Source organism: Leclercia sp. M50 (genome assembly GCF_037150775.1).
Taxonomy (GTDB): domain Bacteria; phylum Pseudomonadota; class Gammaproteobacteria; order Enterobacterales; family Enterobacteriaceae; genus Enterobacter.
Map to the genome: position 1 here is coordinate 1 of NZ_JBBCPK010000053.1, position 15,035 is coordinate 15,035.

Genomic DNA, 15,035 nt, shown 5'->3' on the forward strand with positions numbered 1-15,035 from the left:
CCATGGCCCTTGCCCGCGCCGGGGAAGGCAGTCTCGCCGGGACGCTGCTCAGCGCCGATCTGCGCCTTGCGCGTCAGTTTATCGCCGGCGCCGCCCGCGCCCACGGCCGTATCCAGATCCTCAACGAAGAGTCGGCCAAAGAGTCCACCGGCCACGGCTCCCCGCTGCCGCAGCTGGTGCACGGCGGCCCGGGCCGCGCCGGGGGTGGTGAGGAGCTGGGCGGCCTGCGGGCGGTGAAACACTACCTGCAACGCACCGCCATCCAGGGCAGCCCGAGCATGCTGGCCGCCATCAGCCAGCAGTGGGTACGCGGCGCGCAGGTGCAGGAGGATCGCGTTCATCCGTTCCGCAAATACTTCGAGGAGTTACAGCCGGGCGACAGCCTCCTGACCCCACGCCGTTCCCTGACCGAGACCGACATCGTTAACTTTGCCTGCCTGAGCGGGGATCATTTCTACGCCCACATGGACAAGATCGGTGCGGCGGAGTCGATTTTCGGCGAACGCGTGGTGCACGGCTACTTCCTGATCTCCGCTGCAGCGGGTCTGTTCGTCGATGCGGGCGTCGGGCCGGTGATCGCCAACTACGGTATGGAAAACCTGCGCTTTATTGAGCCGGTGAAGCCGGGCGACACCATCCAGGTGCGTCTGACCTGCAAGCGTAAGACGCTGAAGAAACAGCGCACGGCGGAAGAGAAACCGACCGGCGTGGTGGAATGGGCGGTTGAGATTTTCAACCAGCACCAGCAGCCGGTGGCGCTCTACTCGATCCTGACCCTCGTCTCCCGTCAGCGCGGAGATTTTGACGCCTGATCCCCCTCCATCCGGGTAACGTCGCGCACGTTACCCGGCTTCTGGCACATCTGACAAAACATCTGGCAAATGCAGGCAAACGGTACTTAACGCGTTATTGCTATGTTGGCAATGAATAAACCGCGCGCAGAACAGCGGTCCCGAGTGGATAACAACACATACAACAGAGGTTAATCATGGGAAGCTCCTCCATTTTTTCTCCACGTAAAACGGTGCTGGCGTTGGCCGTTGCCTGTCTCTTTTCCGGCCAGGTGCTGGCGCACGGTGGTGCAGCACATATGGTCGAAATGGATAAAACCCTGACCGAATTTGGCGCTGATGTGAAATGGGACGACTATGCCCAGATGTTCACCATCAGCAAAGATGGGGCCTTTATCAAAGTGAAGCCGGGTGCCACAACCGCTATGGTCAACGGTAAACCGCTCACCCTGCAGGCGCCGGTGGTCATGAAAGACAATAAGGCCTGGATCGCCGATACCTTTGTTAACGATGTGTTCCAGTCCGGCCTTGACCAGACCTTCCAGGTCGAGAAGACCCCGCACCCGCTGAACGCCCTCTCCGCGGATGAGATCAAAGAGGCCGTCGGGATTGTGAAAGCCTCGCCGGACTTTAAACCGAATACCCGCTTCACGCAGATCGCGCTGGCCGAGCCGGACAAAGCCAAAGTGTGGGATTTCGTGCTGAACGGCACGGCGGTAGATGCGCCGCGTCAGGCCAATATCACCCTGCTGGACGGCAAATTTATCGTTGAAGCGCTAGTGGATCTGCAGGAGAAGAAAATCCTGCACTGGGAGCCGATCAAAGACGCCCACGGCATGGTGCTGCTGGATGACTTTATGGCGGTGCAGAAGATCGTCACCGGCAGCCCGGAGTATGCCGAGGCGCTGAAAAAACGCGGCATCAACGACCCGGCAAAGGTGATGACCACCCCGCTGACCGTTGGCTACTTTGACGGTAAGGATGGTCTGAAGCAGGAAGATCGCCTGCTGAAGGTGGTGAGCTACCTGGATACCGGCGATGGCAACTACTGGGCGCACCCGATTGAGAACCTGGTGGCGGTGGTCGATCTGATCGAGAAGAAGATCGTCAAAATTGAAGAAGGCGCTGTCGTACCGGTGCCGATGCAGTCCCGCCCCTATGATGGCCGCGACCGCGAACCGGTGGTGCACAAACCGCTGGAGATTGTGGAGCCGGAAGGCAAGAACTACACCATTACCGGCAATATGATCCACTGGCAGAACTGGGATTTCCATCTGAGCCTCGACTCCCGCGTCGGGCCGATCGTCTCCACCGTCACCTTTAACGACAACGGCAAAAAACGTCAGGTGATGTACGAGGGATCGCTGGGCGGGATGATCGTCCCTTACGGCGACCCGGACGTGGGCTGGTACTTCAAAGCCTATCTGGATTCCGGCGACTACGGCATGGGCACCCTCACCTCGCCGCTGGTGCGCGGTAAAGATGTGCCCTCCAACGCCGTGCTGCTGAATCAGACCATCCCGGACTACACCGGTGCGCCGATGGAAATCCCGCGGGCGATGGCGATTTTTGAACGCTACGCCGGGCCGGAGTATAAGCACCAGGAGATGAATCAGCCGAACGTCAGCACCGAACGCCGCGAGCTGGTGGTACGCTGGATTAGCACCGTGGGCAACTACGACTACATCTTCGACTGGATCTTCCATGAAAACGGCACCATCGGCATCGATGCCGGGGCGACCGGTATCGAAGCGGTAAAAGGGGTGATGGCGAAAACCATGCATGACCCGAGCGCCAAAGAGGATACGAAGTACGGCACCCTGATTGACCACAACATTGTCGGCACCACCCACCAGCACATCTATAACTTCCGTCTGGATCTGGATGTGGATGGCACCAGCAACAGCCTGGTGGCGATGGATCCGGAGGTGAAGCCGAACACCGCAGGCGGCCCGCGCACCAGTACCATGCAGGTTAACCAGTACAACATCGACAGCGAGCAGCAGGCGGCACAGAAATTTGACCCGGGCACCATTCGTCTGCTGAGCAACACCAGCAAAGAGAACCGCATGGGTAATCCGGTCTCTTACCAGATCATCCCCTATGCGGGCGGTACGCACCCGGTGGCAACCGGCGCGAAATTCGCCCCGGATGAGTGGATCTATCATCGCCTGAGCTTTATGGATAAACAGCTGTGGGTGACCCGCTACCATCCGAACGAGATGTACCCGGAGGGCAAATTCCCGAACCGCTCCTCCCATGACCAGGGGCTGGGCCAGTTCAGTAAGGATAACGAGTCGCTGAATAACCAGGATAACGTGGTGTGGATCACCACCGGTACCACCCACGTGGCCCGCGCCGAAGAGTGGCCGATCATGCCAACCGAGTGGGTGCATGCCCTGCTCAAACCGTGGAACTTCTTTGACGAGACGCCGTCGCTCGGCAAGAAGACAGAGGGGCAGTGATAAACAGCCGGGCATATTGCCCGGCTTTTTCTTGTCGGTGCGGTTTGTTGTCGGGTGGCGGCTGCGCCTTACCCGACCTACGGGACCGTAGGCCCGTGCAAGCGCAGCGCCGCCGGGCATTGTCGGGTGGCGCTGCGCTTACCCGACCTACACCGCTATTGAATTTAGTTTAAGTGGTTTATTTTCTGAACAGCTTTCCTTGCTTATAGTTAATCATACCCATGCCGTCCGGGTTGCCTTTCTTAAACCGTTTTTTATGGACATCACGCGAAGTTCTCCCTTACGTCGTTGTATGAACATTGAGAGGTTTTTAGGATGAGATTCAACTTGATAGCAAGAAGCCTTGCGCTTGCAGGCGTTCTTATCTCTGCCGGCACTCCTGCATTTGCCGCAGAAGCGCCAAAGGAGGCCGCCGCCGCCACTCAGCAAGCCAATAATGCCCTCTTCAGCCAGCTGCCCTTCTCCGACAATGCCGATTTCACCGATGCCCATAAAGGCTTTATCGCTGCACTTCCGACCGAGGTGATCAAAGGCGAACAGGGCAATGTGGTCTGGGATCCCCAGCAGTACGCCTTTATTAAAGAGGGGGACAAAGCGCCGGATACCGTCAACCCCAGCCTGTGGCGTCAGGCGCAACTGATTAATATCAGCGGTCTGTTTGAGGTCACGGATGGGGTCTATCAGATCCGAAACCTTGACCTGTCAAACATGACCATTATCGAAGGGGCGACCGGTATCACCGTGGTCGACCCGCTGGTCTCTGCTGAAACGGCAAAAGTCGGGATGGATCTCTATTACAAAAACCGCGGGCAGAAACCGGTGGTGGCGGTGATCTACACCCACAGCCACGTTGACCACTACGGCGGCGTGCGCGGCGTGGTGGATGAGGCCGATGTCAAAGCCGGGAAAGTCAAAATCTACGCCCCGGCCGGCTTTATGGAAGCCGCCGTGGCAGAAAATATTATGGCCGGGAACGTCATGAGCCGCCGCGCCAGCTATATGTATGGCAACCTGCTGAAGCCGGATCCTAAAGGTCAGGTGGGCGCGGGGCTTGGCACCACGACCTCCGCCGGGACCGTAACCCTGCTTGCGCCGACCAATATCATTGAAAAAGATGGACAGAAAGAGACCATCGACGGCCTGACCTATGACTTTATGCTGGCGCCGGGCTCAGAAGCGCCGTCCGAAATGCTCTGGTACATCGAAGAGAAAAAACTGATCGAATCCGCCGAGGATGTCACCCACACCCTGCATAACACCTACTCCCTGCGCGGGGCGAAGATCCGCGAACCGCTGCCGTGGTCAAAATATATCAACGAAGCCATTGTGCGCTGGGGTGATAAAGCCGAAGTGCTGATGGCTCAGCACCACTGGCCAACCTGGGGCAATGAAAACGTCAATAAATTGCTGAAAAGCCAGCGAGACCTGTATCGCTACATCAACGACCAGACCCTGCGCATGGCGAACCAGGGCATGACCCGGGATGAAATTGCGGCGAACTTCAGGCTGCCGGATTCGCTGGCGCACACCTGGGCTAACCGGGGCTACTACGGGTCGGTAAGTCACGACGTGAAAGCCACCTACGTGCTCTATCTCGGCTGGTTCGACGGCAACCCGGCGACACTGGATGAGCTGCCGCCGGAAGAGGCTGCGAAGAAATATGTAGACTACATGGGCGGCGCCGACGCCATTCTGCAGAAGGCCAAAACCGACTTCGACCAGGGTAACTATCGCTGGGTGGCGCAGGTGGTGAGCAAGGTGGTCTTTGCCGATCCGAACAACCAGGCGGCGCGTAATCTGGAGGCGGACGCGCTTGAGCAGTTAGGCTATCAGGCGGAATCGGGCCCATGGCGTAACTTCTACCTCACCGGCGCGCAGGAGCTGCGTAACGGTGTGGTGAAAGGGCCGACCCCGAACACCGCCAGCCCGGATACGGTGCGGGCGATGACCCCGGAGATGTTCTTCGACTATCTGGCGGTTCACATTAACGGTGAAAAAGCCGGAACCGCGAAATCGGTGTTTAACATCGACCTCGGCAGCGACGGCGGCAAGTATAAGCTCGAGCTGGAAAACGGGGTGCTGAACCACACCGCCAATGCCGAAGCGACCGACGCCGACGCCACCATCACCCTGAGCCGCGACACGCTGAATAAAATCATCCTCAAAGAAACCACCCTGAAACAGGCTGAGGAGAGCGGCGCGGTGAAGGTTACCGGTGACGGGGCAAAACTTGATACCATGCTGGGCTATATGGATAAATTTGAGTTCTGGTTCAACATTGTTACACCGTAAACCCACCAGCCTGCGGGCGGAGCCTTTCGCCCGCAGGGATATGGTCACCCGCGGACTGACTCTCAGCATGCCGTGGCTGGCGCTCGTCAACATCGGCTTTGCGCTGATGGTCTTATTGCGTAATGGGCTGTTCGACGGCATTGACGCGCTTTATCAGGTGAACGCCTTCAGCGCCAGGATGATCGATTGGCTGATGCTGGCGGTCATCGTTCTGTTTAGCCTCTCCCTGCTGCTGGTCTGGCAAAAAAAACGCGGGCTGAGCCTGCTGTTGCTGCTGGCAGGCCTGATCTGGGCCTGCTGCGCCGTCTGGTTTATCGCCCATCTGAAACTGCCCTTCGCCTGGCCGCTCTGCACCACCCTGCTCCTGACGGCGCTGGCAGGGCTCTATTTTTTTCCGGTTGGGCTGATGAGCTATGCGCTGCCGCTGTGGGCGGCGATGCCGGCTGCCAGCCTGGTGCTGAACCAGGGCATCAGCCTGCGTTTCGTCGTGGTGTGGCTTATCTTTACGGTAGTGCTGGTTTACGGGCGGTTTATTTTAGTGCGCTGGTTTGATGAAGCCTGGCTGCGTCAGCAGCAGAACCAGGCGCTGATTGCTCGCCTGGATGCCCTTGCGCACCAGGATCCGCTCACCGGTACCGCTAACCGCCGGGCGATGGAGAACGTGCTGGAAAACGCGGTCAAACAGGGGAACGATTTTGCGCTGATTATGCTCGATGTCGATGAGTTCAAACGCTACAACGATCGTTACGGGCATCAGGCCGGGGATGAGTGCCTGGCGGCAGTGGCGCAGGCGCTGAAACAGGTGGTGCGCAGCCCGGACGATGTGGTCTCACGCTACGGTGGCGAGGAGTTTCTGCTGATCCTGTTTGATGCGACGGAAAAAGTGGCGGAACAGGTGGCGGCGCGCATTCAGGAGAGCTTGCGCGCTGCGGCTATTCCGCATGCTGCCTCAACGGTCAGCGACAGCGTCACGGTCAGCATGGGGATCGCCTCGCTGACCGCTGGTCAGACGGCCAGCGAGGTGATCGCCCAGGCCGATGCCGCGCTCTACCGGGCAAAAAATGCAGGACGAAATCGCTGGTCCTGCTAAGGGTGCGGTTTTGTTGGCACGGTGCGGCCTGTGTCGGGTGGCGGCTGCGCCTTACCCGACCTACGGTACTGCTAAGGGTGCGGTTTTGTTGGCTCGGTGCGGCCTGTGTCGGGTGGCGGCTCTGCCTTACCCGACCTACGGTGCGGTGCGGCAAACCGACCAGACCGTAGGCCCGTGCAAGCGCAGCGCCGCCGGGTGTCAGTAGCGCACGCACACCGATTTGGTTTCACACCAGCCATCCAGCCAGTCCGGACCGAAATCACGGCCTGTGCCGGACTGCTTCATCCCGCCAAACGGCAGGTTGGCGTCGATCAGGGTATGGCTGTTCACCCACACGGTGCCCGCCTGCAGGCGGTCGGTGTACTCCAGCGCTTTGCTGATGTTTTGCGTCCAGACGCTGGCGGTCAGGCCATATTCGGTATCGTTCGCCAGGCGCAGCGCCTCTTCGCCGTCAGCGACGCGCACCAGGTTGACCACCGGACCAAACACCTCTTCGCGGGTCAGGCGCAGGCTGGCGTCCGGGTTCACCACCAGCGTCGGCGACACGTAGTAACCCTGATCGTTCGGACCACGGTTGCCGGTAATCAGCTCCGCCTGGCGCGACTGCGCTTCATCAAGGAAGGTCTGCACTTTGTCGCAGTGGGCGCGGGAAACCAGCGGGTTGATGTGCGCCTCCTGGGACATCCCCGGCCCGACGCTGAGGGATTTCACCGCCTGCTCAAAACCGCTCACCACGGTATCAAACAGTGGCGCTTCGACGTAAATACGCGAGCTGGCGGCGCACACCTGGCCCTGGTTCAGGAAGCTGCCGGTCATCAGGCCTTCGATCACCCATGCCGGATCGGCATCTTTCAGGACAATCGCCGGGTTTTTACCGCCCAGCTCCAGCGTCACCCCCATCAGGCGATCGGCGGCGGCGCGCGCAATCTGTTTCCCGGTGGCGGTCGAGCCGGTAAAGCTCACCCTGGCGATATGCGGATGGTTGGTGAGCGCAGCGCCACACACCGCCCCGCTGCCGGTCACTACGTTAAAGACGCCGTCCGGGACCCCGGCCTCGGTTGCCAGTTCCGCCACGCGCAGCAGGGTCAGGGGCGTGGTTTCGGACGGTTTGATCACGATAGAGCAGCCGGCCGCCAGGGCGGGCATCACTTTCCACATGCCAATCAGCAGCGGGAAGTTCCACGGCACGATCCCGGCCACCACGCCAATCGGCTCTTTGCGCGTCCACGCCTGGTAGCGCGCTCCCTGCGGCATCGGAATAGAGAGATCCAGCGTCTTACCGGCGATTTTGGTGGTCAGCCCCGCGGTGTAGCGCATCCAGTTCAGAGTGCAGCCCACTTCAAAGGCGCGGGAGATGTTAATGGATTTACCCTGCTCCAGGGTTTCGAGCTGGGCCAGCTCCTCGGTGTGCTGCTCCACCAGATCGGCGAAGCGCAGCAGAATACGTTCGCGCTCCGCCGGCAGTTTGCCGGACCAGCTGCGGGCCACAAAGGCGCGCCAGCCGGCCATCACCGCGCGATCCACATCTTTCGCGCTGGCATCGGCGGTAGAGGGAATCACCTTACCCGTTGCCGGGGTAAAAATATCCAGACGCTTTTCGCTGTCGGAGGCGGACGGGTGTTCCTCGATCCAGAGGCCATGTTGGCGATCCAGAAATTGCTGCACGCTGTGCAGTACTGCGACCTGTGTATCAGACATAGCGATTCCTTATTATTCGCAGGGTGTCATCGCAGTCTAAGATGGGTTTGCGCAGTGCGCTTTTATCTCTGTGACATTCGCTTTGTCGGCTGTGACAGGCTCCGCAAAACGCGACAATAGTGCCGTTTCGCTCTGTTACACCGTGGTGTTCTTGCCTATATTTCGCCCCATGTCACGGGTAATTAGAAACATAAATGCAACAATGTTTAAACATTCACGACGTAGCAGGTCAGACGATGGCGAGTGCAAAGGAAACGGACAATTATCAGCAGTGGCTGGCGCAGATTAATCAGGCTTGCGGAAGTTTTGCGGCCCGGCCCATGAGCGGCGAGTTTTACGGCGAGCTGGAATCCACCTGGACCGGCAACCTGAAGCTCAGCACCGTCACCGCTGGCGGCGTGAATCTGTTTCGTACCCGCCAGGAGATTAAAACCAGCAACGATGCCTGGTTCTACACTGTCTTTCAGCTGGAAGGTGAAGCGGGACTGGAGCAGGACGACCGGCAAATTATGCTCAACGCGGGGGATATCACCCTGATCGACGCCTCCCGCCCCTGCTCGATCTACTGGCCGGAAAAATCCCGGCAGATCTCATTGTTGCTCCCGCGCCAGATCCTTGAGCAGCACTTTCGTTTTCAGGAAGTGAGCTGCGCGCAAAAACTCTCCCACAGCCTGCCTACCGTCCAGCTCAGCTATCGTCTGCTGCAGGAGAGCATGAACAATCCGCGATTGAGTGAAACCGAGAGCGAAGCCGCGCTGGAGGCGATGGTCTGTCTGCTGCGCCCGGTATTGCAGCAGCGTGAAAGCGTGCAGCCGCGCAAGGCGCGCCAGTTCAGCCAAGTACTGACGCTCATCGACGATCATATTCAGGCGGAACATTTGCGACCGGAGTGGATTGCGGCGGAGTGCGGGATGTCGGTGCGTAGCCTCTACCGGATGTTTGCCGAGAAAGGGCTGGTGGTGGCGCAGTACATCAAGAACCGTCGGCTGGATCTCTGCGCGCAGATGCTACGTAGCGCTCGTGACGATGAGAAGCTGGCGGGCATTGGCTACAGCTGGGGCTTTACCGACCATAGCCACTTCTCCACCGCGTTTAAGCAGCGCTTTGGGATCTCCCCTGGCGAATACCGCAAACGCCACCGCTAATCACTTCTGTAACCATCTGCCGTTAACGCCCTGGACATACTCGCCGGGGCGGGCGCGGGCAACCAGTTTGCTTCCCGCCATTTTGGCCACCTCATCGACCGGAAGGTTATTGCTGTCAGCAAGCCGCTGATAACTCTCGGTACGAGCCTTGTTGATCTGCTCCACCAGCGCCAGGGTTTCGCGATCCTGGCTGCGCGGGGCGATATACCCGCTCAGCGTTTCCCCCACGCGCCCCTCGGTGCGGGCTTCGTTGAGGGTCAGGGCGAACGCGGGCGTACAGAGCCCCAGCGTCAGCAGAATGAGCGTGAAGTATTTTCTCATGGCGCCCTCAGAAGAGATCGCTGCGCGATTTCAGCAGCGATTCCACATCTTTATCCACTTTGATGTGGATTTCATGTTCAATTTTGACGTTCATGTTGATGGTGATGGGCTCCTTCGACGCCGCCACTTCTATCCTCGGCGTGCAGCCTGTCAGCGTCAGTATCACAATCGCGGTGAAGCCACCGGCCAGCTTTTTCATGGTTGTTCCTTACATTCCTTGCCTGTCGGACAGCGGTTATCCGGTAGTGCCGCGTGCTCCTCCAGCCACGTCTGCAGCTTGTCGCCAAAACGCAGGCTGCGCCAGAGGGTAAACACGTTCTCCTGATGGGTATAGTTGAGGTTGACGGCCTGTGTCTGGCCCTCCACGCGGCTGGCGCCACGCAAGGTCGACGCCAGGGTTAATTCACCCAGATTATCTAAATTGAGTTTTGTCCACGACTGCGAAATTTCCATATAGCGAAGCCAGTTAATCGCGCCGCCCGCCGCCCCGTTCTCTTTCACCAGCGCATCGGCAGTCTCTTTATCAAGACGCAACGTCATCGGACCCGCGTTGGTTAGCCAGCCATCTTTGATGATCCACTTGTCGTTGTCCAGCCACAAAGGCAGCGCCCCGCTGAACGGCCCGGACAGGGCAAACTGTTTGGGATTTATCGCACTGATAAGCTCGCTGGCGGAGAGATTCTGCACCCGCAGCAGGGCCGCATCGTGCTGGGGCATGCGCAGCTGCTGCAGGGTCACTTTACCGCCCAACAGATCCACGCTGACGTCGCTCAGCAGCAGCGGACTGGCATCGCTCCAGGGGTAATCGCCCTGGAGATCGGCGGTGATGTTGCGGGCCGTGACCTGGTTTTTCACCTCGCCAATGCGCAACGTCACCGGACCGCGGGTTCCCAGCGACCAGGTGCCCTGGCTGAAGCGGAACGGCAGGACAAAGTCGACCCCGTTGATTTTGTTGTCCGGCATCCAGACGCTACCGCTCTTCAGTACGCCGTGGCCCCCGGCCTCAAAGCCCTGATCCGCCGCTGCGGAATAAGCCACCTGGGCATAAAGCTCCCCCTCCCTGAGGGTCATCTTCCAGTCCGGTGGGATCAGCGGCTGAAAAACGGTGAGGGATTGCTTCGGCCACCAGGCCTGGCCGCGCAGACGCTCCCCGTCCCAGCGCCCGTTCAGCTGCACCGGGCCGATGGCTCTGGCGTTAAGGGTGCCTTTGTACTGGAAAAATGTTGGATCGCTACCCTCCACGCTGAATTTGATCGTTGAGGGGGGTAATACACTGCCGCCGGTAAAGGTGGTCTCTCCGGCATCGAAGGAGAGCGCGCCGCTGAAGTGCGGATCGGCAGGGTCGCGCTGCCAGCGGATTGGGCGCTCAAGCACCATGCGCGGTGCGCTGGCATGCAGGGTGCCATATTTCAGCTGATCGAAGCCGGTGGAAAGCGCGCTCAGCTCAATCACGCTGTCGCGCCACTCCCCCCTGCCCGCCACGTCCCAGCGGGCCTGCATCGGGGTAAAGTTGCCCTCCCCCCAGTAGCGCCATTGCCACAATCCGTTATCCGGCAGGAAATTGCTGGCCCGGCCATCCAGGTGCAGGGTGAAATCCCCCATCTCCTGTTCATGGGCGCGTAAGATGGCCTGCAGGCGGCCATCGATGCCGTTAAGGGTGAGCGCCACGCCAGCCAGCGGCCAGCGCACCTCGTCGATATTCAGGGAGTCGATAACCCGCCCCCGGGAGCGCAGCAGCGCCCCCGGGGCAAATGCCAGCCGGGGCTCGGCAAGGCTGCCGGTCAGCGTGGCGGGTAGCTTCGCGTACAGCGTCAGGTCGTTCTGTTTGGCAATGCCGGTGAGCTGCATCGGCATGGCGCTGTTGTCCATGCTTAGCTTACCGGGGCCGAAGGTGAGCACCGCGTTGCCCTTCCCGGCATCGCCCTGGGTCAGCACGTTCATTCGCCCGCTGACGATAGCCTTCTCCGTGCCCTGTTGCCAGTTATCGATCTTAAGCCCCAGCCGTCCGCTCAGGGGAACACCGGCCTGAACCCAGCGCCAGCGCCCGTCGCTGATGGTGAACTGTTCCGGGGTGATCTGCCAGGGGAGATCCAGCAGCGGCTCGCCGCTCTCCCGGGCAATCATCACCAACTGGCCCTGGTTGTCCTGCCATTCAAGCTCGGCATCCACAAGGGTTGAGATCTGGGGCACGGTAAAGGTCGCCACCGTGTGCCCCTTCACCGGCAGGCCATCCGGCACCAGCGGCAGAGTAAATTCCCCCACCAGTTTTACCGGCTGGGGATTATCGGGGAGGTTAAGCGTGACATCGGTTACCGTCAGCGAGCGGCCGCGTAGTTTTCCCCGCAGGCTAAACTTATCTCCGTGGTAGACAATTTCTTGCAGGGACGCTGTCAACGAAGCGGTTAATTTCCCCTCCCACACCTGCCAGGGGGAGAGTGTCAGGCGGTCGATGTTAAGCCAGGTGTTGGGTAGCAGGGCTTGCCATTCGGCCAGGGAGCGCGGCGCGGTGGGCGTGGGCTCGCTGGCGGGGATTTTGCTCAGGCAGGCGCTGTTGAGATCCAGCGCGCCGATGTCAAGCTTCCAGCGGCTTGGGTGGCTGAGGGTAGCGTCTTTGACGCGGGCGATTTCGCACTCCTCCACCAGATAGCGCAGATCGGGGATGACCAGCGCGCTGCGGGTCAGGCGCGGGCTCTCTTCAAAGGCGATGCGGGTCCCGGCGGGGAGCCAGATCCCGGCAAGCGTAGGCACCCACTGCGCAAGCGTCAGTAGTAGCGTCAGCGGCAAAAGGACGATCAGAAGCAGTAGCGCGATCGCGGCTTTGTATGTACCCCTCATGGGCAGTTAATATCCTGATTTAGCGAAAAAATTAGCCGACAGTATCGAATATTGTGGCATGTTTAGCCGATCAGTTGAAGCGAACGCCACTTTTAAGGATAGTTGCTACATAATTATCCATAGAACTTATTGAATTCAATAAAATTTTATAAATTGTAAGATTATTTTAATCATGCTACCGTAATTGAAAACACACTGGAGAAAGTCTTATGAAACTCGCGGTATACAGTACAAAGCAATACGACAAAAAGTATCTGCAGCACGTTAACGAGGAGTATGGCTTCGAACTTGAATTTTTCGACTTTCTGCTTAATGAAAAAACAGCCAAAACCGCCCACGGGTGTGACGCGGTCTGTATTTTCGTTAACGACGACGGCAGTCGTCCGGTGCTGGAAGAGCTGAAAAAACAGGGTGTGAAGTACATCGCCCTGCGCTGCGCGGGCTTTAATAATGTGGATCTGGATGCGGCAAAAGAGCTGGGTCTGCAGGTGGTGCGCGTGCCCGCCTACTCCCCGGAAGCGGTGGCTGAACACGCCATCGGCATGATGATGTCCTTAAACCGCCGTATTCACCGTGCTTATCAGCGCACCCGTGATGCCAACTTCTCCCTGGAAGGGCTGACCGGTTTTACCATGTACGGCAAAACCGCCGGGGTGATCGGCACCGGTAAAATTGGCGTAGCGGCCCTGCGGATCCTGAAAGGGTTTGGTATGCGCCTGCTGGCGTTTGACCCTTACCCAAGCGCCGCCGCGCTGGATCTGGGGGTGGAGTATGTTGACCTGGCAACCTTGTACGCAGAGTCAGACGTGATCTCCCTGCACTGCCCGTTAACCGCTGACAACTACCATCTGCTGAACCAGAGCGCCTTCGACCAGATGAAAGATGGCGTGATGATTATCAACACCAGTCGCGGTGGGCTGATTGACTCTCAGGCCGCCATCGAAGCCCTGAAAACGCAAAAAATCGGCGCGCTGGGGATGGACGTCTACGAGAACGAACGCGATCTCTTCTTTGAAGACAAATCCAACGATGTGATTCAGGATGACGTCTTCCGCCGCCTCTCCGCCTGCCACAACGTGCTATTCACCGGGCATCAGGCGTTCCTGACCGCCGAGGCGCTGATCAGTATTTCGGAGACGACGCTGGGTAACCTGAGTCAGCTGGAGAAAGGCGAAGCCTGCCCGAACGCGTTGTTCTGAGGAAAGAGCCTTTAACTTAAAGCAGCTCATATCCTTATGGGAATAATTAGCCTACAGCGGCTCCCTGGTCCGGCTGAAAATCGCCGAAGCGTTTCCGGAAGGCCGGGGCGAGGCGCATGGACGCGCCGAGAGGGCATAGCCTGCATGGATGCAGGCTGGTGCCCGACCCGAAAGCCTGGAGGAATAAGCTGAGGGCACCGCGAAGCGGCGATTTTCTTGCCGGGAGCCGGGATTGTTAAGGGGGCGGCGATAGCCCCCTTAACACGTTCACCGGTGACGTGGTTTACAGAGAAGCAGCGAACGCAAGGTGAACGGAAACACCTCCACCGCCTCATGTTACCTGCCACAGGTGGCACCGAGCCACGCCCGGCGGCGCTTCGCTTGCACGGGCCTACAAAACCCAAACCCCAAACCCCAAACCCAGCCCCCACATTTCAGATTAACCCGCAAGACAATCTCATCCCCCGCAATACACTATCCAATAGTTATTTACGAAGTGAATATATTGAGAAGAAACATGAAAACGCTCGTCGCAGTAACGCTCCTCAGCATGGCGCTGACAGGCTGTGTTAACCCAGGGAAAGCCTCTGTCCAGGAAGAACAGCTCCAGCAGCACCGCTTTGTGCTGCAAAGCATCAACGGCGCCGCCGTCGCCCCGGTCACCACGCCGCCGGAAATCACCTTCGGCGAAAAAATGGCGGTCTCAGGGGTGATGTGCAACCGCTTCAGCGGCCAGGGCAAGCTCTCCGATGGCGAGCTGAAGGTCAACGATCTCGCCATGACGCGTAAGCTCTGCACCGAACCCCAGCTCAATGAACTGGATCACGCCATCGGAACGATGCTGCGCAGCGGCACAGAGGTGGATCTGACGGAAGATGTATTAACCCTGGCGACGGCCGAGACGACGCTGGTCTTCAAACGCGCAGAATAATCAGTAACTGCCGCACGATCCCACGGCAAGCGACTGTTCACTGCAGCGTTTGCCGTTAGGCAGCGCACACATGCCGATGGCGGAGCCATCCAGCTGACGCGCAACGGACAGCGAACCGCCAATCATGGCGCAATTCGCCTGGCCGGAACTGGACATCGCCGCCTTCATCCCCGGCGCGACGTGCGCGGCGGTTGCCTGCTGAACAGGTTCATTGCTGCAGGCCGACAGTAACAAAGCGGCACACCCAACCCAAAATGCTGCGCGCATA

12 protein-coding genes are annotated in these 15,035 nt (G+C 59.2%); 7 read left to right on the plus strand and 5 right to left on the minus strand.

The window, feature by feature from the left end:
* From WFM46_RS13990 to WFM46_RS14005, 4 genes are all read left to right on the plus strand, one after another.
* Positions 1 to 812: MaoC/PaaZ C-terminal domain-containing protein (locus WFM46_RS13990; RefSeq protein ID WP_336997833.1), on the plus strand; the 812-nt coding region annotated here is incomplete at its 5' end.
* A 176-nt stretch (positions 813 to 988) separates the two neighbouring features.
* Positions 989 to 3,256, plus strand: coding sequence for a primary-amine oxidase (gene tynA, locus WFM46_RS13995; protein ID WP_336997834.1), 2,268 nt, complete (start codon positions 989 to 991; stop codon positions 3,254 to 3,256).
* A gap of 315 nt (positions 3,257 to 3,571) precedes the next feature.
* Entirely contained in the window at positions 3,572 to 5,548 is a 1,977-nt protein-coding gene (locus WFM46_RS14000; protein ID WP_103179816.1) for an alkyl/aryl-sulfatase, read from the plus strand.
* Positions 5,549 to 5,588: 40 nt separating this feature from the next.
* Positions 5,589 to 6,638: a GGDEF domain-containing protein gene (locus tag WFM46_RS14005; protein WP_336997847.1), complete on the plus strand. Its 1,050-nt coding sequence runs from the start codon at positions 5,589 to 5,591 to the stop codon at positions 6,636 to 6,638.
* A 198-nt stretch (positions 6,639 to 6,836) separates the two neighbouring features.
* On the opposite strand, the gene WFM46_RS14010 is transcribed toward WFM46_RS14005, so the two are convergent.
* A complete protein-coding gene (locus WFM46_RS14010; RefSeq protein WP_336997835.1) occupies positions 6,837 to 8,336 on the minus strand; it encodes an aldehyde dehydrogenase family protein in 1,500 nt (499 codons plus the stop codon).
* A gap of 236 nt (positions 8,337 to 8,572) precedes the next feature.
* Here WFM46_RS14010 and feaR point away from each other — a divergent pair, with 236 nt between their 5' ends.
* A complete protein-coding gene (feaR, locus tag WFM46_RS14015; RefSeq protein ID WP_336997836.1) occupies positions 8,573 to 9,481 on the plus strand; it encodes a transcriptional regulator FeaR in 909 nt (302 codons plus the stop codon).
* On the opposite strand, the gene WFM46_RS14020 is transcribed toward feaR, so the two are convergent.
* From WFM46_RS14020 to WFM46_RS14030, 3 genes are read right to left on the minus strand one after another with little or no spacing between them, the layout of a single operon-like run.
* Positions 9,482 to 9,802, minus strand: coding sequence for a YdbL family protein (locus WFM46_RS14020; protein WP_336997837.1), 321 nt, complete (start codon positions 9,800 to 9,802; stop codon positions 9,482 to 9,484). It abuts the gene before it with no gap.
* A gap of 7 nt (positions 9,803 to 9,809) precedes the next feature.
* A complete protein-coding gene (locus WFM46_RS14025) occupies positions 9,810 to 10,001 on the minus strand; it encodes a YnbE family lipoprotein (RefSeq protein ID WP_039028506.1) in 192 nt (63 codons plus the stop codon).
* Positions 9,998 to 12,637 (minus strand): YdbH family protein, encoded by a 2,640-nt coding sequence (locus tag WFM46_RS14030; RefSeq protein ID WP_336997838.1) that lies wholly within the window; start codon positions 12,635 to 12,637, stop codon positions 9,998 to 10,000. The genes WFM46_RS14025 and WFM46_RS14030 overlap by 4 nt, the downstream gene beginning before the upstream one ends.
* 209 nt (positions 12,638 to 12,846) lie before the next feature.
* Here WFM46_RS14030 and WFM46_RS14035 point away from each other — a divergent pair, with 209 nt between their 5' ends.
* Positions 12,847 to 13,836, plus strand: a complete 990-nt coding sequence (locus WFM46_RS14035) for a 2-hydroxyacid dehydrogenase (protein ID WP_103179822.1) — start codon at positions 12,847 to 12,849, stop codon at positions 13,834 to 13,836.
* 517 nt (positions 13,837 to 14,353) lie between these two features.
* Positions 14,354 to 14,767, plus strand: coding sequence for a heat shock protein HslJ (hslJ, locus tag WFM46_RS14040; protein ID WP_114314784.1), 414 nt, complete (start codon positions 14,354 to 14,356; stop codon positions 14,765 to 14,767).
* Here the strand turns inward: hslJ and WFM46_RS14045 are convergent, their stop codons facing one another.
* Complete coding sequence (locus tag WFM46_RS14045; RefSeq protein WP_103179824.1) at positions 14,768 to 15,034, minus strand: putative hemolysin; 267 nt, start codon at positions 15,032 to 15,034, stop codon at positions 14,768 to 14,770.
* Position 15,035: the final 1 nt, after the last annotated feature.